Genomic DNA, 26,828 nt, shown 5'->3' on the forward strand with positions numbered 1-26,828 from the left:
GTCCGATGGAACTTAATGACCGGGCGCTTCCGCTGACGCGGGAGCAGCTCGACATCTGGCTGGCCCAGGAATCGGAAAGCTTCGATGCGGAGTGGCACATCGTCGCATTCGTTGTAATCGGGGGGGCCGTAGAACCTGATGTGCTTGAACAGGCGATCCGGCACGTGGTGGCGGAGGCCGAGCCAGTCAGAGCCGCGTTTTTCGAAGTTGATGGCCAGGTTTTCCAGCGGCCGATCGACGACCCGGACGTCGAGCTTCCGTTCTACGATCTCAAGCACTTGCCGAATCCCGCGCAGGAGGCCCACCGGCTAGCCGAATTGATCCGGCGCACGCCAATGCCGCCCAGTGGCCCGCTGTTCAAATTTGCGTTATTCCGGACACGGCCAGACGAATCCTACTGGTTCTTATGTCTTCATCACCTAATCACCGACGGATTCGGCATTGTGCTTTTTGCGAATCGGGTTGCCGCAGTTTATTCTGCTCTGGTCTCTGGTACGCCCCTGCCTCCTGGCTTTTTCGGCTCGCTGCAAGATATGGTTCGCTGCGAAACAGAATACGAAGCCTCGGAGGATTACTCTGAGGATTTAGCGTATTGGCGTGGGAATCTTCCGCCGGATAGCGCGCCATATTATGGCCCGCCGCAATCGGCGGATCGGCACGATTCGTGCTCGGTTTCTGAATCCGTTCGATTGGATGCTTCGGTCGTTGATCGAGTCCATGAGTTGTCCGACGCATTGAACATGCGCCGGTCATCGGTGATCACCGCGGCGTGCGCGCTGTTGGTGCGTGGGTGGTGCGCCGAAGGCTCGGAGGTGGTGCTTAACTTTCCGGTCAGCAGGCGAACAAATGGTGAATCGGCGACGTTTCCCGGGATGGTTTCCGGGGTTGTTCCGCTGGTTTTGACGGTTTCGCCGGGAGCCACTGTCGCCGCTTTGTGTGAGCACGTTGACACGCGGATACACGAGGCACTACAGCATCAGCGGTTTCCGGTGCACGGTCTAGAGCGCAAAGCTCACTTGGTCGGCCCGAGCCGGGCGCCCCACAGAGTGGCTGTCAATTTCGTCCCATCGATAACTCTTCTGCCATTCGCCGGTGCGGCGGCATCGGGGGTGGTTACCGGTTTTGGCCGGGTGGACCACTTTGGATTGTATTTCCTGAGCGCGGATGGCCAGCTCTCTTTGAGCACGGTCGGTGCTGGGCAGCCGCTATCGGATTTTGACGTTTCCGACTTAGCGGGACGGTTGCAGCAGGTGTTGAGGGCAATGACCGCCGATCCGACACGAGCACTCTCGTCGATAGATCTGCTGGATGAGGCTGAGCAGGCTGGCCTGCATAGGTGGGGTAATCGGGCTGCATTGACAGCGCCGCCACCGTCGACGATGTCGATTCCGGTGTTGTTCGACGCGCAGGTTGCGCGCATGCCGGAGGCGGTGGCGCTGACTTGCGGTGAGCATTCGAGGACTTACTGCGAGCTGCACCAGGCGGCTAATCGGTTGGCGCACTTGCTGGTTGAGCAGGGTGTTGGGCCCGGGCAGCGGGTGGCGTTGCTGTTGGCGCGTTCGCCTCAGGCCATCGTCGCGATTTTGGCGGTGCTGAAGACGGGGGCGGCGTATGTGCCGATCGACCCGGCGCATCCCGACGCGCGGATCGGGTTCATGCTCGACGATGCCGCGCCGATCCTCGCAATTACCACAACGGAGTTGGCCGATCGGTTGGATGGGTACGACCTGCCGGTCATCGATATCGACGACCCCGCCATTGACGGCCAGCCCAGCACCGCACTGACGCCGCCGTCGCCGGAGGAGATTGCGTACCTGATCTACACCTCGGGCACCACCGGTGTGCCCAAGGGGGTCGCCATTACCCACCGCAACGTGACCGAGCTGCTGGCATCGGTAGACGACGAGCTGGAGCGCGCGGGGGTGTGGACGCAGTGGCATTCGTTGGCCTTTGACGTCTCGGTGTGGGAGATCTGGGGTGCACTATTGGGTGGGGGCCGGCTGGTGGTGGTGCCCGAAGAGGTGGCTCGCTCGCCGGAGGACTTCCATGCCTTGCTGGTTGCTGAACAGGTCAGTGTCTTAAGTCAGACCCCCTCGGCGTTTTACGCGCTGCAAACCGCCGATGCGCTAGCACCGGAGCTGGGACGGCAGCTGAAGGTTGAGACGGTGGTGTTTGCCGGTGAAGCGCTGGAACCGCAGCGTCTTCGGCCCTGGCTGGACAGCCATCCGGGATTACCGCGGCTGATCAACATGTATGGCACCACCGAGACGACGGTGCATGCCTCATTCCGGGAGATCGTCGACGGTGATGTCGACAGCAACGCCAGCCCCATTGGTGTGCCGTTGGCGCATCTTGGCTTTTTTGTGCTCGACGCGTGGTTACGTCCCGTGCCGGCCGGTGTGGTCGGGGAGCTGTATGTGGCCGGTACCCAGGTTGGGTGCGGGTATTGGCGACGGTCTGGTTTGACCGGGTCGCGGTTTGTGGCCTGCCCGTTCGCCGAGGCGGGGGGCGCCGGAACACGTATGTATCGCACTGGGGACGTGGTCAGTTGGGGCGCCGATGGGCAGCTGCGGTATCTGGGGCGCGCTGATGAGCAGGTCAAGATCCGCGGGTATCGAATCGAACTGGGTGAGGTGCGTGCAGCGCTGGCCGGCTGCGACGGGGTGGATCAGGCGGTGGTGATTGCCCGCGAGGATCGCCCCGGCGACAAGCGCCTGGTGGGTTATGTCACCGGAACCGCCGACCCGGCCGAGACACGTATCGCGCTGGCCGAGCGGTTGCCGGCGTATATGGTGCCGACGGCAGTGGTAGTGCTGGACGTGCTCCCGTTGACGGTCAACGGCAAACTCGACAAACGCGGCTTGCCGGCACCGGAATACGCCGATGTCGATCGGTATCGCGCTCCGACCAGTGCGGTCGAGGAGATCCTGGCCGGCATCTACGCTCAGGTTTTAGGTGTCGAGCGTGTCGGCGTCGATGAGTCGTTTTTCGAGCTGGGCGGGGATTCCCTCTCGGCGATGCGCCTGATCGGTGCCGTCAATACTGGTCTGGATGCGGGGCTTTCGGTTCGGGCCGTGTTTGAAGCGCCCACGGTTGCCCAGTTGGCGTCGCGTATCGGAACGGATGCCGGTCGACTTGAGCCGTTGGTGGCGGTTGAGCGGCCGGCGGTGGTTCCGTTGTCGTTTGCTCAGCAACGGTTGTGGTTCCTGGACCAGTTGGAGGGGCCTTCACCGGTTTACAACATGGTGGCGGGGTTGCGGGTGTGTGGGCGCCTTGACGCCGATGCCTTGGGCGCGGCGCTGGCAGACGTGGTGGCCCGTCATGAGAGCCTGCGGACTTTGTTCGCCGCCCCCGACGGGATTCCCCAGCAGGTGGTGGTGCCTGCCGAGCGGGCAGACGTGCGCTGGCAGGTCATTGATGCCGCTGGCTGGTCGGCAAGCCAGCTGGATGAGGCCGTTAACGCAGCAGCACGCTACGCGTTTGATATAGCCACCGAGATCCCGGTGCGGGCATGGCTTTTCCGCATCGCTGATGAGGAGCACGCGCTGGTGGCGGTGGTGCACCATATCGCCGCCGACGGTTGGTCGATCGCTCCGTGGGTGCGCGATCTGAGTGTGGCTTATGCCCTTCGGTGTGCGGGGCAAGCCCCCGGCTGGGCTCCGTTGCCGGTGCAGTATGTGGACTACACGCTGTGGCAGCGTGCGCGGTTTGGTGATCTCGACGACAGCGAGAGCCCCATCGCCGGGCAGCTGGCCTACTGGGAGCAGGCCCTGGCGGGGATGCCCGAGCGGCTAGTGCTTCCCACCGATCGGCCCTATCCGGCGGTGTCTGATTATCGCGGCGCCCGAGTTGCGGTCGAGTGGCCAGCCGAGTTGCAGCAGCGGGTTATTCGGCTGGCGCGTGAGCACAACGCGACCAGTTTCATGGTGGTTCAGGCCGCCTTAGCGGCGCTGTTGTCGAAGCTCAGCGCCAGCAGCGATGTGGCGATGGCGTTCCCGATCGCCGGGCGCCGCGATCCCGCGCTGGATGAGCTGGTGGGGTTTTTCGTCAACACCTTGGTATTGCGGGTCGATCTCGCGGGTGATCCCCGTGTCGCCGAACTGTTGGCCCAGGTGCGGCGGCGCGGCCTCGACGCATTCGAGCATCAGGATGTGCCCTTTGAGGTGCTGGTGGAGCGGCTCAACCCCGCCCGATCGTTGGCCCATCACCCGCTGGTGCAGGTGGCGTTGGCGTGGCAGAACTTCCCCTGGGAGGGGACCAATCCAGCCGCCAGTCTGGGGTTGGGTGATCTGCAGATCACGTGGCTGCCGGTGGACACCCGCACTGCCCGCATGGACCTGACGTTTTTCCTGTCCGAAAGGTGGAGCGAAACGGGCAAGCCGGCCGGGATTGGCGGGGAGGTGGAGTTCCGCACCGATGTGTTCGACGCGGACAGCATCCGGACGCTGGTCGGGCGGTTGGAGCGGCTGTTGGTGGCGATGACCGCCGACTCGACGCGGCGGTTGTCGTCCATCGATGTGTTGGATGCCGGTGAGCAGGCCCGCCTGGATGGGTGGGGTAATCGGGCGGTGTTGACCGCGCCGGCGCGGCCGGCGAGGTCGATTCCGGTGCTGTTCGCCGAGCAGGTGGCCCGCACACCGGATGCGGTGGCGATCAGCTGCGGGCAGCGTTCGTGGACCTATCGCGAGATTGACGAGACGGCTAATCGGTTGGCGCACTTGCTGGTTGGGCATAGTGCGGGCCCGGGGCAGCGGGTGGCGTTGCTGTTGGAGCGCTCTGCCGAGGCGGTAGTGGCGATCTTGGGGGTGCTCAAGACGGGGGCGGCGTATTTGCCGATGGATCCGGGGCATCCCGATGCGCGGATCGGATTCATGGTTGGTGACGCCGCGCCGATCTCGGCGATCACCACCGCGGGTCTGCGGTCGCGGCTGGACGGGTTTGATCTGCAAGTCATCGATATCGATGACCCCGCCATTGGCGGCCAGCCTGGCACCGCACTGGCGGCGCCGTCGCCAGAGGATATCGCCTACCTCATCTACACCTCGGGCACCACGGGGGTGCCAAAGGGGGTGGCGGTCGCCCACGGCAATGTGACGCGGCTGCTGGAGGCGTTGAACGCCGAGGTGCCGCGTGCGGCGGTGTGGTCGCAGTGCCATTCGCTGGCGTTCGATTTTTCGGTGTGGGAGATCTTCGGTGCGCTGCTCGGTGGTGGGCGACTGGTGGTGGTGCCCGATGCGGTGGTGCGCTCGTCGGAGGACCTGCACGGCGTGCTGGTCGGCGAGCAGGTCAACGTCTTAAGCCAGACCCCGTCGGCGTTTTATGCGCTGCAAACCGCCGATGCCCTGCAGCCCGAGCAGGGACGTCAGCTCAAGCTGGAGACGGTGGTGTTCGGCGGGGAAGCCCTTGAGCCCCAGCGCCTTCGGACGTGGCTTGGTAACCATCCGGGGTCACCGCAGCTGATCAATATGTATGGCATCACCGAGACGACGGTGCATGCCTCGTTGCGCGAGATCGTCGAAGCCGATGTGGATGGCACGGCCAGCCCGATCGGGGTGCCGTTGGCGCATCTGGGCTTTTTCGTGCTGGACGGCTGGTTGCGTCCGGTGCCGACCGGTGTGGTCGGTGAGTTGTATGTGGCCGGCGCAGGGCTGGCCTACGGGTATGTGGGCCGGGGTCCTTTGACGGCGTCGCGATTTGCGGCGTGCCCGTTCGGCGGGCCAGGGACACGGATGTATCGCACCGGAGATTTGGTGTGTTGGGGTGCTGATGGGCAGTTGCGGTATCTGGGGCGCGCTGATGAGCAGGTCAAGATCCGCGGGTATCGCATCGAGCTCGGTGAAATCCAGGCGGCATTAAGCGGTTTGGATGGGGTGGACCAGGCGGTGGTGATCGCCCGCGAGGACCGCCCCGGCGACAAGCGCCTGGTGGGGTATGTGACCGGGAAAGCCGACCCGGCAAAGATCCGCGACGCGCTGGCCGAGCGGCTACCACCGTATATGGTGCCGACGGCGGTAGTGGTGGTGGACGCGCTGCCGCTGACCCCCAACGGCAAACTCGACACCCGCGCACTGCCGGCACCCGAATACACCGCCGGTGAGTACCGCGCCCCGGCCAACGCCGTTGAGGAGATCCTTGCCGGCATCTACGCCGAAGTCCTCGGCCTGGAGCGGATCGGGGTCGACGACTCGTTCTTCGAGCTGGGTGGCGACAGCATTTTGTCGATGCGAGTCGTGGCACGCGCGCGTGCCGCCGGGCTCGCCTGTCGGCCGCGCGACATCTTCGTCGAGCAAACCGTCGCCCGGCTGGCTCGAGTGGCCAGCGTGACCGACGGCGTGGCCGGCACTGTCGACGAGGGCATCGGGCCGGTCGTCGCGACCCCGATCATGCGCTGGCTGCACGACATTGAGGGCCCGGTCGATCAGTTCAACCAGACCGTGGTGGTGCAGGCCCCCGCCGCGGTCAGCGAGGGCGACGTGGTGGTGCTGTTGCAGGCGTTGCTGGATCGGCACGCCACGTTGCGGCTGCGCGTCGACGACGGCGCGGGGGGCTGGTCGTTGAGGGTGCCCGAGGCCGGCTTGGTCGATGCCGCCGCGTGCCTGCAAACAGTCGACGTGTTATCCGATGAGGCACTTATAGAGGCGCGGTCGCGGTTGAACCCGGCAGCCGGGGTGATGCTCAGCGCGGTGTGGGTTCCTTCCACGGCCCAGTTGGTGTTGATCATTCACCATTTGTCCGTCGATGGGGTGTCGTGGCGAATCCTGTTGGAGGACCTCAACATTGCCTGGGCTCAACACAACAGTGGGGAGCCGATAGCCCTGCCGGCAGCCGGCACCTCGTTTGCCCGGTGGGCATCGCTGCTGGCCGAGCACGCCCACGCCGCGGCGGTGGTAGATCAGGCGAAGACGTGGCGGCAGGTGGCCGCGACCCCTGCGATGTTGCCGGCAGTTCAGCCTGCGGTGGATACGTTCGCCACGGCCGGACACCTGTCGGTGGGGCTGGATGTCGAGACCACCCGGATGCTGCTTGGTGAGGTGCCGACGGCGTTTCACGCTGGGGTGCAAGACATTTTGTTGATCGCCTTCGGGTTGGCGGTCGCGGAGTTTGTGGGGAACGGTTGCGCGCCAATCGGTTTCGACGTGGAGGGGCATGGGCGCCACGACGAGTTGGCCGCCGATGTGGACCTGTCGCGCACCGTGGGATGGTTCACGACCAAATACCCGGTGGCGTTGACCGTCGGCGGGCTGGAATGGACACAGGTAGTGTCCGGTGAGGCGTCGCTCGGTGCGGTGATCAAGCACGGCAAAGAACAGCTGCGCGCCCTGCCGGATCCGTTGAGCTACGGTTTGTTGCGCTATTTGAACCCGGACGTGGATTTGGACGGGTCGGATCAGCCGATCGGGTTCAACTATCTGGGGCGCCTGGGCGCGGCGGCGGGCGAGACGGCCGGTGATGTCTGGCGGATCGGCCAGGACGGCTTGTCGATTGCCGGCGCAGCGGCAGCAATACAGATGCCCTTGGCGCACACGCTGGAGCTCAACGCCGGCACCATCGACGCCGATGCCGGTCCGCAGCTGCACGCCAACTGGTTGTGGGCACCCTCGGCATTGGATCACGCCCAAGTCAGCCAGCTGGGCCGGTTGTGGTTTGAGGCCCTCGCCGGCATCTGCGCGCACGTGCGCGCCGGTGGGGGCGGGTTGACACCGTCCGACATCGCGCCGGCGCGTTTGAGCCAGCAGGAGATCGACGAGCTGCAGCGGCAATATGAGATCGCTGATGTGCTGCCGTTGACCCCGCTGCAGCAGGGGCTGCTGTTTCACGCGGGCACGGCACAGGTCGGCGGCGACGATGTGTATGCGGTGCAACTGGATATCGATGTGAGCGGCCCGCTTGACCCGCACCGGCTGCGCGATGCCGTGCACACCGTCGTCAACCGGCATCCCAACCTGGCTGCCCGATTCTGTGAACAGTTCGACGATTCCGTGCAGGTCATCCCGGCCGATCCGGTCGTGCCGTGGCGCTATGTCGAGCTTGATGGCGACGGCGACCGCGATGAGCCGATCCAGCGGTTGTGTGCGGTGGAACGTGCCGCGGTCTACGACCTCGCCGACCAGCCGGCGTTTCGGACGGCGTTGATCCGCACCGCAGTCGATCGGCACCGATTTGTGCTGACCAGTCATCACGTTGTCCTCGACGGCTGGTCACTGCCGATTCTCCTGGGGGAGATATTCGCCGGCTATTACGGGCAGCGGCTGCCGGCGCCCGCGCCGTATCGCAGCTTTGTTAGCTGGCTGGCCGATCGTGACCTTGATGCCGCCCGCGCGGCGTGGCGTGAGGTGTTTGACGGTTTTGACACCCCGACCTTGGTGGGGCCGCCGGATCGGTTGGGGCTGGGGCGGCGAGGCCTGGCATCGGTTCGGGTGCCCGAGCAGACGACACGGGCCGTTGGAGAGTTGGCGCGCTCGCAACACACCACCGTGAGCACTGTGTTGCAGGCGGCCTGGGCACAGTTGTTGTGCTGGTTGACCGGCCAGCATGATGTCGCCTTCGGCGCTGTGGTTTCGGGGCGGCCGGCCGAGCTGGCCGGCGCGGACTCGATGGTGGGGCTGTTGATCAATACAGTGCCGGTGCGAGCGAACATTACGGCAGCAACCAGCACCGCCGATCTGCTTGATCAGTTGCAGAGCGCCCACAACGACACATTCGAGCATCAGCACTTGGCGCTCAACGAGATTCACCGCATCACCGGTCAGGACCAATTGTTCGACACTGTTTTCGTCTACGAGAACTACCCGATCGACACCGCGGCATTGTCGGGCGAGCACGAGTTGGCCATCACCGGGTTCACTGCCCGCGAATCCACCCACTACCCGCTGACGATCCAAGCCGTCCCCGGGGATGAACTGGAGCTCCGGCTGGAGTTCGGCACCGATGTTTTCGATGCAGAAACCGTCGACACGCTGATCGAGCGGTTGCAGCGGGTAATGGTGGCGATGACCGTCGATCCGGCCCGGCGGCTGTCCTCGATCGACTTGCTCGACGAGGGTGAGCACGCCCGCCTAGATGAGGTCGCTAACCGCGTGGTGTTGACCCAGCCCGCGACACCGGTGTCAATTCCTGCGTTGTTCGCCGCGCAAGTCGAGCGCAACCCGGAGGCGGTGGCGATCAGCTTCGAAGGCCGTTCAACGACCTATCGCGAACTCGATGAGGCATCTAATCGGTTGGCGCACTTGCTGGTTGGCCATGGAGCGGGCCCGGGACAGTGTGTGGTGCTGCTGCTGGAGCGTTCGGCCGAGGCGGTCGCGGCGATTTTGGCAGTGCTCAAAACCGGGGCGGCCTATTTGCCGATCGATCTGGCGGTGCCGGCGGCCCGGATGGAGTTCATGGTTGCCGATGCCGCGCCGATCGTCGCGCTGACGACCACGGAGCTGGGGGCGCGGCTTGATGGCGACGACCTTGTGGTCGTCGACATCGACGATCCCCGGATTGACAGCCAACCCAGCGCCGCACTACCGGCGCCTGGACCGGACGATATCGCTTACCTCATTTACACCTCGGGCACCACTGGGGCGCCCAAAGGCGTGGCCATCACCCACCACAACGTGACCCAGCTGTTGGAGTCGTTGGATGCGGGTCTGCCGCCGGCAGGGGTGTGGACGCTTAGTCACTCCTTGGCGTTTGACGTCTCGGTGTGGGAGATCTTCGGTGCGCTGTTGCGGGGCGGGCGCATGGTGGTGGTGCCCGACGACGTGGCGCGCTCACCGGAGGACTTGCACGCCTTGCTGATTGGTGAACGGGTCAGCGTATTGACCCAAACCCCGTCGGCGGTGAGGATGTTGCCGCCGGAGGGGTTGGATGCGGTGGCGTTGGTGGTGGTCGCTGAGGCGTGCCCTGCCGAGGTGGTGGACCGATGGGCGCCCGGGCGGGTGATGGTCAACGCCTACGGTCCGACGGAGACCACGATGTGTGTGGCGATCAGTGCCTCACTGACAGCGGGGTCGGGGGTGCCGCCGATCGGCTCGCCGGTGCCCGGTGCGGCGTTGTTCGTGCTCGATGGCTGGTTGCGTCCGGTGCCCGTGGGGGTAGTCGGCGAGTTGTATGTGGCCGGTCGCGGTGTGGCGTGTGGGTATGTGGGCCGGGGTCCGTTGACTGCGTCGCGGTTTGTGGCCTGCCCCCTCGGTGGGCCGGGGACACGGATGTATCGCACCGGGGATTTGGTGTGCTGGGGTGCTGATGGGCAGCTGCGGTATGTGGGGCGTGCCGATGAGCAGGTCAAGATCCGCGGGTATCGCATCGAGCTCGGTGAAGTCCAGGCGGCATTGAGTGGTTTGGATGGGGTGGAGCACGCGGTGGTGATCGCCCGCGAGGATCGCCCCGGCGACAAGCGCGTGGTGGGTTATGTCACCGGCACCGCCGATCCGGTCGGTATCCGCACCCAGCTTGCCGAGCGGTTGCCGGACTACATGGTGCCGGCCGCGGTCATGATGATCGATGCGCTGCCGCTGACGCCTAACGGCAAACTCGATACCCGCGCCCTACCGGCACCGGAGTACACCGGCGTCGAGCGGTACCGCGCCCCGTCCAACCCGGTCGAGGAGATCCTGGCCGGCATCTACGCCCAGGTGCTCGACCTGGAGCGGGTCGGCGTCGACGATTCTTTCTTCGAGCTTGGCGGCGACAGCATTTCATCGATGCAGGTGGTGGCACGGGCTCGTGCCGCCGGGCTGGTGTGTCGGCCGCGCGATGTTTTCGTGGAACAGACCGTCGCCCGGCTAGCCCTGGTGGCCGGCGCGAGTGACGCCGTGGCCGGCATGGTCGATGAGGGTGTCGGGCCGGTCGTCGCGACCCCGATCATGCGCTGGCTGCACGACGTTGAGGGGCCGGTTGATCAGTTCAACCAGGCGGTCGTGGTGCAGGCTCCGGTGGGGGTGACCGAGGCTGATGTGGCGGTGCTGTTGCAAGCGTTGCTGGATCGGCACGCCATGCTGCGGCTCCGTGTCGAGGACGACGGCGCGGGCGGCTGGTCGTTGACGGTGCCACAGGCGGGGTCGGTCGATGCCCGCGCTTGCCTGCAATCGCTGGACGTGTTATCCGATGCGGCGTTGGTGGAGGCGCGATCGCGATTGGATCCGGCGGCTGGGGTGATGCTCAGCGCCCTGTGGGTGGGCTCCACGGCTCAGTTGGTGCTGATCGTTCACCATTTGACCGTCGACGCGGTGTCGTGGCGGATTGTGCTCGATGACCTCAACACCGCCTGGGGCCAACACCGCGCGGGGCAGCCGGTGGTATTGCCGACTTGGGGGACGTCGTTTACCCGCTGGGCGGCGCTACTGGCAGAGCATGCGCAACGCCCCGACGTCGTAGATCGGGCGGACGCCTGGAAGCAGGTGGCGGCGGCCTCGGATGCGCTGCCCACGGTGCGCCCAGAGGTCGATACCTACGCGAGCGCCGGGCGTTTGTCGGCGTCGCTGGATGTCGAGACCACCCGGATGCTGCTCGAGGACGTGTCGGCGGCGTTTCACGCTGGCGTGCAAGACATTTTGTTGATCGCCTTCGGGTTGGCGGTGGCGGAGTTTTTGGGCAACGGCTGCGCCCCGATCGGCATCGATGTCGAGGGCCATGGGCGCCACGAGGAGTTGGCCGCCGATGTGGACCTGTCGCGCACGGTGGGGTGGTTTACCACCAAATACCCGGTGGCATTGGCGGTCGGTGGGCTGCGCTGGACGCAGGTGATCGCCGGCGAAGCCGGACTTGGGGCGCTGATCAAGGACGGCAAAGAGCAGCTGCGCGCTCTGCCAGATCCGTTGACCTACGGTCTGTTGCGGTATTTGAACCCGGACGTGGATTTGGATGGGTCGGATCCGCCGATCGGCTTCAACTATCTGGGGCGCCTGGGCGCGGCCTCCGAGGTTTCTGGTGATGTGTGGCGGATCGGCCAGGACGGCTTATCGGTTGCCGGCGCCGCCGCGGCTATACCGATGCCGTTGGCGCACACGGTGGAGCTCAATGCCGGCACGGTCGACACCGACACCGGCCCGCGCCTGCAGGCCAACTGGTCGTGGGCACCGTCGGCATTGGATCATGCCCAAGCCAGTCGGCTGAGCCGGTTGTGGTTTGAGGCGCTGGCCGGGATTTGTGCGCATGTGCGCGCCGGTGGGGGTGGGCTGACGCCGTCGGATATCGCCTCGGCGGGTTTGACCCAGCAGGAGATCGACGAACTGGAGCGGCAATACCCCATTGCCGATGTGTTGCCGTTGACCCCGCTGCAGCAGGGGCTGCTGTTTCACGCGGCCACCGCGCAGATCGGCGGCGACGATGTGTATGCGGTGCAACTGGATATCGGTGTGAGCGGCCCGCTTGACCCGCACCGGCTGCGCGATGCGGTGCAGATGGCGGTCAACCGGCATCCCAACGTGGCGGCCCGATTCTGTGAACAGTTCGACGAACCGGTGCAGGTCATCCCGGCTGATCCGGTTGTGTCGTGGCGCTATGTCGACGTTGCTGGCAACGCCGACCCTGATGAGCAGATCGAGGCGTTGTGTGCCGCCGAACGTGTCGCGGTCTACGACCTTGCCGGCCAGTCGGCGTTTAGGGCGGCGTTGATCCGGATCGCAGAGGATCGGCATCGGTTTGTGCTGACCAATCATCACATCGTGCTCGATGGCTGGTCACTGCCGATCCTGCTGGGGGAGATATTCGCCGGCTATTACGGGCAGCGGCTGCCGGCGCCCGCGCCGTATCGCAGCTTTGTTAGCTGGCTGGCCGATCGTGACCTTGATGCCGCCCGCGCGGCGTGGCGTGAGGTGTTTGACGGTTTTGACACCCCGACCTTGGTGGGGCCGCCGGATCGGTTGGGGCTGGGGCGGCGAGGCCTGGCATCGGTTGAGGTGCCCGAGCAGACGACACGGGCCGTTGGTGAGTTGGCGCGCTCGCAACACACCACCGTGAGCACCGTGTTGCAGGCGGCCTGGGCACAGTTGTTGTGCTGGTTGACCGGCCAGCATGATGTCGCCTTCGGCGCTGTGGTTTCGGGGCGGCCGGCCGAGGTGCCCGGCGCGGACTCGATGGTGGGGCTGTTGATCAATACGGTGCCCGTGCGGGCCCGCCTGACGGCGGCAACCACGATCGCTGACTTGCTTGATCAGTTGCAGGGCGCCCACAACGACACATTCGAGCATCAGCACTTGGCGCTCAACGAGATTCACCGCGTCACCGGTCATGACCAATTGTTCGACGCCGTATTCGTCTACGAGAACTACCCGATCGACACCGCGGCATTGTCAGGCGAGCACGAGTTGGCCATCACCGGTGTGAGCAGCCGCGAGTCCACCCACTACCCGCTGACGCTGGCGGCCCAGCCGGGTAACGAACTGCGCCTTCGCGTCGGATACGACACCGATGTGTTCGACGCGCAAAGCATCGAGGCTCTCATCAAGCGGTTCCAGCGGGTGTTGGTGGCCATGACCGCCGAGCCCACACGGCGCCTGTCGTCGATGGATCTGCTCGACGCCGGTGAGCGCGCCCAGTTGGAGGGGTGGGGCAACCGGGCGGTGTTGACCCAGCCCGCACCGCCGTCGGCGTCGATTCCGGTGTTGTTCGCCGCGCAGGTGGCGCGCACACCGGATGCGGTGGCGATCAGCTGCGGGGAGGACTCGCGGACTTACCGCGAGGTTGAGGAGGCCGCGAACCGGTTGGCGCACGTGTTGGCAGGACATGGTGTTGGTCCGGGTGAGCGTGTGGCGCTGCTGTTGGAGCGTTCAGCTCAGGCCGTCGTAGCGATCCTGGCGGTTTTGAAGACTGGGGCGGCCTATCTGCCGATCGACCCGGTGACGCCGTCGGCTCGCATTGGGTTCATGCTCGACGACGCCGCGCCGGCGGCTGCGATCACCACTACCGGGCTAGCCGAGGGCCTGGACGGGCGTGACCTGCTAGTCATCGATGTCGACGATCCACGCATCCCCGACTATCCGTGTACGGGCTTGCCGGCACCGGCCGCCGGGGACATCGCTTACATCATTTACACCTCGGGCACCACCGGGGTGCCTAAGGGGGTGGCGGTCACTCACCACAACGTCACGCAGCTCCTGGCCCCCGGGAATGGACCAGATGCATATCTGCCGGCGGCGGGGGTGTGGACGCAGTGTCATTCCTATGGGTTCGACACGTCGGTCTGGGAGATCTGGGATGCGTTGTTGCACGGGCGGCGAATGGTCGTGGTGCCCGACTCGGTGACACGTTCGCCTGAAGACCTCCACGCCTTGCTGGTGGCTGAACAGGTCAGCGTTCTCGTCCAGACCCCGTCGGCGGTGGCGGTGTTGCCGGCGGAGGGTTTGGAGTCGGTGCCGTTGATCGTGGCCGGTGAGGCCTGCCCGGCCGAGCTGGTGGATCGGTGGGCGCCCGGGCGGGTGATGCTCAATGCCTACGGTCCGACCGAGACGACGATGGCGGTGATGCTGAGTGCGCCGCTGCGGGCGGGCTCGGGGGTGCCGCCGATCGGTTCGCCCGTGGCGGGGGCGGCGTTGTTTGTGCTCGACGGGTGGTTGCGTCCGGTGCCGGCCGGGGTGGTCGGCGAGTTGTATGTGGCCGGCCACGGCGTGGCATGTGGGTATGTGGGCCGGGCGGAGCTGACCGGATCGCGGTTTGTGGCGTGTCCATTCGCCGGCGCGGGAGCGCCGGGAACGCGTATGTATCGCACCGGGGATTTGGTGTGGTGGGGTGCCGATGGGCAGCTGCGGTATGTGGGGCGTGCCGATGAGCAGGTCAAGATTCGCGGGCATCGCATCGAGCTCGGTGAAGTCCAAGCAGCCCTGAGTGGTTTGGACGGAGTGGACCAGGCAGCGGTGATCGCCCGCGAGGATCGTCCCGGCGACAAACGCCTGGTGGGTTATGTCACCGGGACTGTCGACCCGGCCGGGGCGCGCTCCGAGTTGGCTGAGCGGTTGCCCGCCTATATGGTCCCGGCCGCGGTGGTGGTGGTGGAGGCGCTGCCGTTGACCCCCAACGGCAAACTGGATACCCGCGCCCTACCGGCACCGGAATACACCGGCCTCGAGCGTTACCGCGCCCCGTCCAACGAGATTGAGGACATTCTGGCCGGCATCTACGCGCAGGTGCTGGGTATCAAGCGGGTCGGGGTGGATGACTCGTTCTTTGATCTCGGTGGCGACAGCATTTCGGCGATGCGCTTGGTCGCCGCGGTCAACACCGCCCTGGATGCCGGAGTTGCGGTGCGCGCCGTGTTCGAGGCGCCATCGATCGCCCAGTTGGCGCCGCGTGTCGGCGAGCAGGCGGGTCGGCTCCAACCGTTGGTCGCGGTGGAGCGACCCCCGGTGGTTCCGTTGTCGTTTGCCCAGAACCGGTTGTGGTTCCTGGATCAGTTGCGGGGGCCCTCAGCGGTCTACAACATGGCGGTGGCGTTGCGGCTGCGCGGGCGCCTTGATGCCCAGGCGCTGGGTGCGGCGCTGGCCGATGTGGTGGGCCGCCATGAGAGCCTGCGGACGGTGTTTGCAGCGCCCGAGGGGATACCGCGGCAGCTGGTGGTGCCTGCTGAGCGGATCGATTTTGGTTGGCAGATCATTGATGCCGCCGGCTGGCCGGACAGCCGGCTGAGTGAGGCCATCGACACCGCGGCGCGTCACGAATTTGATCTGTCGACCGAGATTCCGTTGCGGGCAAGGCTTTTCCGCATCGCTGACGATGAGCATGTGCTGGTGGCGGTGATGCACCATATCGCCGCCGACGGCTGGTCGGTGGGCCCTCTGGTGGGTGATCTGGGTGTGGCCTATGCCAGCCGGTGCGCGGGGCACGCCCCCAGCTGGTCGCCGCTGCCGGTGCAGTATGTCGATTACACGCTGTGGCAGCGCGCGCAGCTGGGTGATCTCGACGATGCTGACAGTCCGCTCGCCGCCCAGCTGACCTACTGGGAGCAAGCGCTGGCCGGGATGCCCGAGCACCTGCAGCTTCCCACCGATCGCCCCTATCCGCGGGTTGCTGATTATCGCGGCGCCAGCGTGGCGGTCGACTGGCCTGCCGAACTGCAGCAGCAGGTTGCGCGGGTCGCCCGTGAGCACAACGCGACCACCTTCATGGTGGTTCAGGCTGCCTTGGCAGTGCTGTTGTCCAAGATCAGCGCCAGCAGTGATGTGGCGGTGGGAATCACAGTCGCCGGGCGCGGTGATCCCGCACTGGATGAGCTGGTGGGGTTTTTCATCAATACGTTGGTGCTGCGGGTCGAGGTGGCCGGCGATCCCACCGTTGGCGAGCTGCTGGCCCAGGTGCGCCAGCGCAGCCTGGCCGCCTATGAACATCAAGACGTGCCCTTTGAGATGCTGGTGGAGCGGCTCAACCCGACTCGATCTCTGACCCATCATCCGTTGGTTCAGGTGGTGTTGGCCTGGCAGAACTTCTCCTGGCAGCATAGGGGTCCCCTCGCCGGGCTGACCTTGGGTGATGTGCAGGTCACGCAGCTGCCACTGGACACCCATACCGCCCGCACGGATCTGGCGATTCACCTGGGGGAAAACTGGACCGATGCCGGTGATCCCGCCGGGATTGGCGGGGTCGTGGAATTTCGCACCGACGTGTTTGACGCGGGCAGCATCCAGGCGCTGTTCGAGCGGTTGCAGCGGGTGTTGACGATGATGACCGCCGATCCAGCACGGCGGCTCTCGTCGGTGGATGTGCTGGATGAGGCTGAGCACGCCCGCCTGGATGGGTGGGGTAACCGGGCGGTGTTGACCCAGCCCGCATCGTCCGCGGTGTCGATTCCGATGGTGTTTGCGGCGCAGACGGCGCGCACACCCGAGGCGGTGGCGATCAGCTGCGAGGGCCGCTCGATGACCTACCGTGAGCTGGAGGAGGCGGCGAACCGGTTGGCGCGCCTGCTGCGTGCTCATGGTGCGGGCTCGGGGCAGTGTGTGGCGCTGCTGTTGCCGCGTTCGGCTGAGGTGGTCGTGGCGATTTTGGCGGTGCTCAAGACCGGGGCGGCCTACCTGCCGATCGATCCGATGCATCCCGACGCGCGGGTGCAGTTCATGCTCGGTGATGCCGCGCCGATCGCCGCGATCACCACCACCGAGCTGGCCGACCGGCTCGACGGGTGCGATCTGCTGGTGATCGATGTCGACGACCCCCGGATTGACACCCAACCCAGCACGGGCTTGCCGGCACCGGCGGCGGATGAGATCGCCTACCTGATTTACACCTCGGGCACCACCGGTGTGCCAAAAGGCGTGGCTATCCCCCACCGCAACGTGACCCGGCTGCTGGAGACCCTGGACGCCGGCCTGCAGTTGGCGGGACAGGTGTGGACGCAGAGTCATTCGGTGGCCTTCGACTACTCGGTGTGGGAGATCTTCGGTGCGCTTTTGTACGGCGGGCGGCTGGTGATGGTGCCCGAGGAAGTGGTCCGCTCACCGGAAGAGTTGCGCGCCTTACTGATCACGGAACAAGTCAGCGTATTGAGCCAGACCCCGTCGGCGTTTTATGCGCTGCAGACCGTCGATGCGCAACACTGCTGGCAAACAACGTCGACGGCGTTTGAACATTCGGTGACCCGCTGGCTGGGCTTGCCCTCATCGGCGTCACCTCAGTCGGAGGATGAGCTCAAGCTGCAGACGGTGGTGTTTGGCGGGGAAGCGCTGGAGCCTCAGCGTCTTGAGACGTGGTGGGACAACCACCCTGGATTACCGCGCCTGGTCAACATGTACGGCATCACCGAGACGACGGTGCATGCCTCGTTTCGGGAGATCCTCGCCGGTGACACCGATGCCACCGACAGCCCGATTGGGGTGCCGTTGGCGCATCTGGGCTTCTTCGTGCTCGATGGGTGGCTGCGCCCGGTGCCGGCCGGGGTGGTCGGTGAGTTGTACGTGGCCGGCGCGGGCCTGGGATATGGGTATGTGCGCCGGGGTCCGTTGACGGCGTCGCGGTTTGTGGCGTGTCCGTTCGCCGAGGCGGGGGGCCCCGGAACACGTATGTATCGCACCGGCGATCTGGTGTGTTGGCGTGCTGATGGGCAGCTGCGGTATGTGGGGCGTGCCGATGAGCAGGTCAAAATCCGGGGGTATCGCATCGAACTCGGTGAAATTCAGGCCGTACTAAATGGTTTGGATGGGGTGGATCAGGCGGTGGTCATCGCCCGGGAGGACCGCCCCGGCGATAAGCGCTTGGTGGGCTATGTCGCCGGGACAGCAGACGCGGCTTCGCTGCGCTCCGCGCTGGCAGAGCGACTCCCCGAATACATGGTTCCGGCCGCCGTCGTCGCGTTGGAGGCGCTGCCGTTGACAGTCAACGGCAAAGTCGACAAACGGGCCCTGCCGGCACCGGAGTATCGGGATTTCGATCGTTACCGCGCCCCGGCCAACCCGGTCGAGGAAATCCTGGCCGACATCTACGCCCAGATACTCGGTATAGACCGCGTCGGCGTCGACGACTCATTTTTCGACCTGGGTGGAGATTCACTGTCGGCAATGCGCCTGATCGCCGCGGTCAACACCGGCCTCGATGCCGGCCTTCCGGTACGCGCCTTATTCGAGGCGCCCACCGTTGCCCAATTGGCGCCCCGTATCGGTGTCGATGGGGGTGCGCGTGAGCCGCTGATGCCGGTTGAGCGGCCCGCGGTGGTTCCGTTGTCGTTTGCCCAGAGCCGGCTGTGGTTTATCGACCAGTTGCACGGGCCCTCACCCGTCTACAACATGCCGGTGGGGTTGCGGTTGCGCGGGCGCCTTGATGCCGACGCGTTGGATGCAGCGCTGGCCGATGTGGTGGGCCGCCAGGAGAGCCTGCGCACGCTGTTCCCGGCGGTCGATGGGATACCCCACCAGCTGGTGGTGACGCCCGAGCGGGTCGACTTCGGTTGGGACGTCATTGACGCCACCGGCTGGTCGGAAGATCTGCTGGCTGAGGCCATTAACGCAGCCGCGCGCTACAGTTTTGACCTGACGTCCGAGATCCCCTTGCGCGCACGGCTTTTCCGCGTCAGCGACGATGAGTACGTGCTAGCGGCGGTGATGCACCATATCGCCGCCGACGGCTGGTCGATCGGCCCGCTACTGCGGGACCTGGGGGTGGCCTATGCCAGCCGGTGCGCGGGGCGGGCCCCCGATTGGGCTGGTTTAGCGGTGCAGTATGTCGATTACACGCTGTGGCAGCGCGCCCAGTTGGGTGATCTCGAGGACAGCGAGAGCCCCATCGCCAGGCAGCTGGCCTACTGGGAGGATGCGCTGGCCGGGGTGCCCGAGCGCCTTCAGCTGCCCACCGATCGGCCCTATCCGCCGGTGGCCGATTATCGCGGCGCCAGCGTGGCAGTGGACTGGCCTGCCGAACTGCAGCAGCGGGTTGCGATGGTGGCCCGCGAGCACAACGCGACCAGTTTCATGGTGCTCCAGGCCGCCCTGGCCGTACTGCTATCAAAGATGAGCGCCAGCAGTGATGTTGCGGTGGGCTTCCCGATCGCCGGGCGCGGTGATCCCGCGCTGGACGAGCTGGTGGGGTTTTTCGTCAACACCTTGGTGCTACGCGTGGATCTGGCCGGGGACCCCACTGTTGCCGAGCTGCTGGCCCAGGTGCGGGCGCGCAGCCTGGCCGCCTACGAGCACCAAGACGTCCCCTTCGAGGTGCTGGTGGAGCGGCTCAACCCGACCCGAAGCCTGACCCATCACCCGCTGGTCCAAGTGTTGTTGGCCTGGCAGAACTTCGCCGGGCAGGACAGCAACCCCGTCGGCGGGCTGACGTTGGGGGATCTGCAGGTCACGGAGATGCCGGTGGACACCCGCACCGCCCGGGTGGATCTGCTGTTTTCACTCAGGGAACGCTGGAGCGAGGCCGGTGAGCCCGCCGGCATTGGCGGGGGGGTGGAATTCCGCACCGACATTTTCGACAAAGAAACCATCGAGGCGCTGATCGAGCGGTTGCAGCGGCTGTTGGTGGCCGTCACCGCCGACCCGACACAGCGGCTCTCGTCGATGGATGTGCTCGACGCCGGTGAGCACATACGGCTAGACGGGTGGGGCAACCGCGCGGTATTGACCCAGCCAGTGACGGCGTCGGTGTCGATTCCGGCGTTGTTCGCCGCGCAAGTGGCCCGTGCCCCGGAGGCGGTGGCCGTAGTGTGCGGGCGGCGTTCGTGGACCTACCGCGAGCTCGATGATGCCGCTAACCGGATGGCTCATCTGTTGGCCGACCAGGGTGTGAGCCCGGGGCAGCGTGTGGCGCTCCTGCTTACCCGGTCGGCCGAGGCGGTCGCGGCGATATTGGCGGTGCTCAAGACCGGGGCGGCGTATCTGCCGATCGACCCGGCGGTGCCGGCGGCCCGGATAGAGTTCATGCTCGCCGATGCCGCGCCGATCGCCGCGATTACCACGACCCGGCTGGCCGACCGGCTGGGTGGGCGTGATCTACCGGTCATCGACGCCGAAGACCCCCACCTTGACACTTATCCCAGTACACCGCTACTGGCAGCGGCCCCCGATGACATCGCCTACATCATCTACACCTCGGGCACTACCGGTGCCCCCAAAGGCGTGGCGGTCGCCCACCACAACGTGACCCGGCTGCTGGAAACGCTCGACGGTGACCTGGAGCTTTCGCCCGGGCAGGTGTGGACGCAGTGTCATTCACTGGCCTTCGACTACTCGGTGTGGGAGATCTTCGGTGCCCTGTTGCACGGCGGGCGGCTGGTGGTGGTGCCCGATTCGGTGGTCCGCGAACCGGAAGACCTCCACGCCTTGCTGGTCGCGGAGCAAGTCAGTGTCTTAAGCCAGACCCCCTCGGGGTTTTATGCGCTGCAAACCGTCGATGCGCTGCAGCCCGAGTGCGGACACCAGCTCAAGCTTGAGACGGTGGTGTTCGGCGGGGAAGCGCTTGAGCCCCAACGTCTTCGGGCGTGGCTGGACAACCACCCGGGATTGCCCCGGATGATCAACATGTACGGCATCACCGAGACGACGGTGCATGCCTCGTTCCGCGAGATCGTGCACGGCGACGTCGACAGCAATGCCAGCCCGATCGGGGGACCGCTGGCCCATCTGGGCTTTTTTGTGCTGGACGCGTCGCTGTGTCCGGTGCCGGCCGGTGTGGTCGGTGAGTTGTATGTCGCCGGTGCCGGGTTGGCGTATGGGTATGTCGGGCGGGCGGGCCTGACGGGATCGCGGTTTGTGGCGTGTCCGTTCGGCGGAGCGGGGGCGTCCGGAGCACGCATGTATCGAACCGGCGACTTAGTGCGCTGGAACGCCGAGGGACAGCTGCAGTATCTGGGCCGCGCCGATGAGCAGGTCAAGATCCGCGGGTATCGCATCGAACTCGGTGAAATTCGGGCCGTAATAAGTGGTTTGGACGGGGTGGAGCAGGCGGTGGTGATCGCCCGCGAGGACCGGCCCGGGGATAAGCGCCTGGTGGGTTATGTCACCGGGACCGCCGAGCCGACCGAGATACGCGCCGCGCTGGCTGAGCGGCTCCCGGCCTACATGGTGCCAGCGGTCGTGGTGGTGATGGAGGCGCTGCCGCTGACACCCAACGGCAAACTCGACACCCGCGCCCTGCCGGCACCGGAGTATCAGGAGGTCGATCGTTACCGCGCCCCGGCCACCCACACCCAGGAGATCCTGGCCGACATCTACGCCCAGGTGCTGGGGCTGGAGCGGGTCGGGATCGACGAGTCGTTTTTCGAGCTGGGTGGGGACAGCATTTTGTCGATGCAGGTGGTGGCGCGCGCCCGCGCCGCCGGCCTGGTGTGTCGGCCGCGCGATATTTTCGTTGAGCAGACCGTTGCCGGGCTGGCCCGGGTGGCCAGGGCTGCCCGGGGGGCCGTGGCCGACATTGACTTGGCGTTGCCCCTCGGTGGCCCGCATGTGCAACTGGTTGTCGCGACTGGCGTTGCGGATGGCCCGAGCGATGCCGGTGTCGGGCCGGTGGTCGCGACCCCGATCATGTGTTGGCTGCAGGGCCTGGAGGGCCCGGTTGAGCAGTTCAACCAGACCATGGTGGTGCAGGCCCCCGCAGGGGTGGGCGAGGCCGATGTGGTGGTGCTGTTGCAGGCCGTGCTGGATCGGCATGCCATGTTGCGGGCACGCGTCGACGACGGCGCGGGGGGATGGTCGTTGACGGTGCCCGAGGCCGGATCGGTGGATGCTCGCGAGTGCCTGCAAGCAGTAGACGTGTTATCCGATGAGGCGCTGACACGAGCGCGGTCGCGGTTGAACCCGGCCGTCGGGATGATGCTGAGCGCGCTGTGGGTGGCCCCCACGAGTCAGTTGGTGTTGATCGTTCATCACTTGGCCATCGACGGGGTATCGTGGCGGATCCTGTTGGAGGACTTCAACATTGGCTGGGCCCAGCATCACGGCGGGCAGCACGTGACACTACCGGCGACTGGGACATCGTTTGCCCGGTGGGCGAAGTTGCTCGCCGAGCACGCCCGCGCCCCGGAAGTCGTGAAGCTGGCGGAGGTGTGGCGGCAGCTGGCGGCGGTCCCGGCCGCGCTGCCGGCGGTGCAGCCCGCGGTGGACACCTTCGCCACGGCCGGGCGCCTGTCGGTGTCGCTGGATGTGCAGACCACCCGCATGCTGCTCGGCGAGGTGCCGGCGGCGTTCCATGCCGGGGTGCACGACATTTTGTTGATCGCGTTCGGATTGGCGTGTGCGCAGTTTTTGGGGACTGGCGAAGCGCCGGTCGGTATCGACGTGGAGGCCCACGGACGCCAGGAGGAGCTGGGCGCCGACGTGGACCTGTCGCGCACAGTGGGGTGGTTTACCACCAAATACCCGGTGTCATTGACCGTCGGTGGGCTGTCCTGGGCGCAGGTGGCCGGCGGTGAGACGGCGCTGGGGGTGCTGATCAAGGACGCCAAAGAGCAGCTTCGGGCCCTGCCGGATGGCCTGAGCTACGGTTTGCTGCGCTACTTGAACTCCGATGTCGAGCTGGCCGCATCCGATCCGCGGATCGGGTTCAATTATTTGGGCCGGCTGGGCGGCACGACGGGCGAGGTATCTGATGAGGGGTGGCGGATCAGCGAGGACGGCGCGTCGTTTGTCGGCGCTGCCGCGACTATCCCCATGGCGCTGGCGCACACTGTGGAGCTCAATGCGCTCACCGTGGACACTGACGCCGGCCCGCAGTTGCACGCCGACTGGATGTGGGCGCCCTCGGCTCTGGATCGCGCGCAGGTCAGCCGACTTGGCCAGCTGTGGTTTGAGGCCCTGGCCGGTATCTGCGCGCATGTGCGCGCCGGCGGGGGTGGGTTGACGCCGTCGGATATTGCGCCGGCCCGGTTAGGGCAGCAGCAGATCGACGAGCTGTGCGGGCGATATGAGGTCGCCGATATTTTGCCGTTGACTCCTTTGCAGCAGGGGTTGCTGTTTCATGCCGCCGCGCCGGGTAGCGATGATGTGTATGCGGTGCAGTTCGATATCACCATCGCGGGCCGGCTTGATCGGCACCGGCTGCGTGATGCGGTGCACGCGGTGGTCAACCGTCATCCCAACCTGGTGGCCCGCTTCTGCCATCGGTTCGACGAGCCGGTGCAGATCATCCCGGCTGATCCCGTCGCGCCCTGGCGGTATGTCGAGCTGGACACCGACGGCGCCGACCCCGACGAGCAGGTCCAGCGGGTGTGTGCTGACGAGCGCGCCGCGGTCTACGATCTGGCCGACCGCCCGGCGTTTCGGGCGGTGTTGATCCGCACTGCAGAAGATCGGCACCGGTTTGTGCTGACTAATCACCACATCGTGGTCGATGGATGGTCGACGCCGATCCTGCTGCGGGAAATATTCGCCAGCTATTACGGGCAGCGGCTGGGCGCGGCCCGGTCGTACCGCAGGTTTTTGACCTGGCTGGCGGATCAAGATCTTGAGGCCGCGCGCGCGGCCTGGCGCGAGGTGCTGGCCGGTTTTGACACCCCCACATTGGTGGGTTCGCCGGATCGGTTGGGGCTTGGGCCGCGAAGCCTTCGATCGTATTGGGTGCCGGAGCGGACCACCCGCGCGGTTAGCGAGCTGGCGCGCTCGCATCACACCACCGTCAACACCGTGCTGCAGGGCGTGTTCGCGCAGCTGTTGTGCTGGCTGACCGGTCAGCATGATGTCGCCTTCGGCGCCGTCGTCTCGGGGCGACCGGCCGAGGTGTCCGGCGCGGACTCGATGGTGGGCCTATTGATCAACACGGTGCCGGTGCGCGCCACGATCACGCCGGCAACCACCACCGCCGATCTGCTCGACCAGCTGCGAGAGGCCCAGACCCACACACTCGACCATCAGCACCTGGCGCTAAACGAGATTCACCACATCACCGGTCACGACCAGCTGTTCGACACCGTTTTCGTGTACGAGAACTACCCGATCGACACCGCCGCGTTGTCGGGCGACCACGAGTTGGCCATCACCGGGTTCACCAGCCGCGACTACTACCATTACCCGCTGACGATCCAAGCCGCGCCAGGCCGCGAATTGGAACTTCGCGTCCAATTCCGCACCGATGTTTTCGATGCAGAAACCGTCGACACGCTGATCGAGCGGTTGCAGCGGGTGCTGGTGGCCATGACTGCCGACCCCACCCGGCGGCTCTCGTCGATGGACCTGCTCGACGAGGACCAGCACGTCCGCCTGGACCGGTGGCGTGATCGGGCGGCATTGACCCAGCCGGCAACCACGCCGGTATCCGCACCCGAATACCAGGACACAGGTGGCGGTTATCGTCCCCCGGCTACCGTGGTCGAGCAGATCCTGGCCGACATCTACGCCCAGGTACTCCGGGTAGACCGCGTCGGGGTCGATGAGTCGTTTTTTGATCTGGGCGGGGATTCGCTTTCCGCGATGCGGGCAATCGCCGCGATCAACACAGCCCTTGATATCCACCTTGCGGTGCCTGCCTTATTCGACGCGCCCTCCGTTAGAAGCCTGAGCCAGCAGTTGGGCAGACATGCCAGCTCGGTGGAAGAAGTTCCCAACGTGAGTCCGGCCAGCGATCTGTAAGACTACGCCGGCGACATTCAGGTCCAGGTCGTTACCACATGCATGGCACCAGGCGATAGCGAACCTTCTGTGTGTACTCGCGGTATCCGTCCAACTGTTCCTGGAGCAACTTCTCCTCGTCACGGATGCGCAAGGCGAGCACGATCAGGCCGGGCACGACGAAGCCGAGCCCCCAATAGGAATCGAGCGCAAGGGGGATGCCCACCATCATGATCACGTTGCCGGTGTACATGGGGTGCCGCACCAGCCCGTACAGACCATTGGAGACGAGCTTCTGGTCCGCCTCCACCCGGACGGTTGCGGCTGCATAGCTGTTCTGAATGGCCACCAGCATCACGACACCCACTCCAACGGCTACCAGAACATCACCTACCAAGCAGACTCCTGTTGATACCGTCGACCAGCCAAAGCGATGGTCAAGCGCGCTGACCACGAACGTTGCCGCCAGCGACAAGTACCAGCCGGCAATAATGACCTTCTGCATTAGTCGGGTCTCTGCTATCGGCCCCGCACGCCTCCGCCGCTCAAGCGCAACGGGATTCGTGCGCAGCAAGTAGATGCCGGGAATCCACCCCGCAAGAGCAGACACCACCAGGAAAACCCATGCTTGCCAGTAATTGAACGTGGCTGCTGGCAAGAACAGCAGCAAGCCGGCAACGACAAGCCAAACAAGATCGAATACCAGCTTTTTAGGAATGGTTTTCACGGATCCTCCTTGCCGTTCGTCCGGTACCGCACGCAACAGCGCACATCGCGGCGTCAAAAGCCGCTACTACCAGCGCTACCAGCGCAGCATCGATTGCCAGCAGCCACAACAGCGGCGCAGGACTGAAACTACCGCCGCCTACCCGGAGGATGTGCGCGAATGGTTAAAGGTCGAGCAGCACTGCGGAAATCCTGCCAACGAACCGAGCAGGTACACCGCAATAAATCCGACCAGCACGCCCGACGGCACCGGCGTGAACCGCGGTGCGATGATGTCCGGCAACGACGAACCATTGTCCGACAACGAACTTCGGGACCAGGCGCGTGACCATCATAGGCGCGGGACCTCGACGACGTTGGCGACCTGACGATCGAACGACCGCCGCGCCGCACGTCGAGCTGACTCGCTTTCTTGCGAGTCGAAAGGTAGTGGGTTGCGAGTCCCAGATAGGAGCCGAGCGCAAGAGGGATGCCGATCATCATGATCACATTGCCGGTGTGTACATCGGACGCCGCACCAGCCCATACAGGCCGCTGGAGATGAGCTTCTGGTCCGCCTCCACCCGGATGGTTGCGGCCGCAGCTGTTCTGAATGGCCACTAGCATCACCGCACCCAGTCCAACGGCAGTCAAAACATCACCGACCAGCGATGGTCAAGGACGCTGACCATAAGCATTGCTGCCACCGACAAGTACCACCCTGCAATAACGACCTTCTGCAGCATTCGGGTCGCCGCTATCGGCACCCGACGCGTCCGCCCCTGAAGCGCAACGGGATCGTCCGCGCTAGTAGATCCTGAGGATCAAGGTCGCAACGGCGAATACCGCCAGGAGAACCCATGCTTGCCAGTAATCGAAGGTGCCTGCTGCCAAAACAGCACACAGCCGGCCACGACAAGGTCAACGAGTCCGAATACCAACGGTTTAGGAATGGTTTTCACGGATCCTCCCTACTGTCACGCCACCATGGTGGACAGCGGTGCCCAACTGTGCGAGTGCGGCGGTCTGCTAGCACCTCGAGCTGAACGGCGTTCACAGGAGCCGACAGTCGGCGAATCCAGGCGCAGATGTACTCGCGAGCACCAAGCTGCACACCGCGTGCCCGACGCAGGATTCCGTTGCGGCCTTAGAACTGGGTCGCACACCGGCCATGACCTCACC

Annotated in this window: 1 protein-coding gene and 2 pseudogenes; 1 reads left to right on the forward strand and 2 read right to left on the reverse strand. The window is 65.5% G+C overall.

What is annotated here, in order from left to right; genetic code table 11:
* Positions 1 to 5 precede the first annotated feature (5 nt).
* A pseudogene (locus tag AWC06_RS22470) lies at positions 6 to 24,908 on the forward strand (non-ribosomal peptide synthase/polyketide synthase); the annotation flags it as partial.
* Positions 24,909 to 24,993: 85 nt separating this feature from the next.
* On the opposite strand, the gene AWC06_RS22475 reads toward AWC06_RS22470, so the two are convergent.
* A complete protein-coding gene (locus tag AWC06_RS22475; protein ID WP_085200230.1) occupies positions 24,994 to 25,668 on the reverse strand; it encodes a methyltransferase family protein in 675 nt (224 codons plus the stop codon).
* Positions 25,665 to 25,938 (reverse strand): annotated as a pseudogene (locus AWC06_RS22480) (hypothetical protein); the annotation flags it as partial. The pseudogene AWC06_RS22480 and the gene AWC06_RS22475, both read right to left, overlap by 4 nt.
* Between the last annotated feature and the right edge of the window lie 890 nt (positions 25,939 to 26,828).

It is taken from the genome of Mycobacterium fragae (assembly GCF_002102185.1).
Classification (GTDB): Bacteria; Actinomycetota; Actinomycetes; order Mycobacteriales; family Mycobacteriaceae; genus Mycobacterium; species Mycobacterium fragae.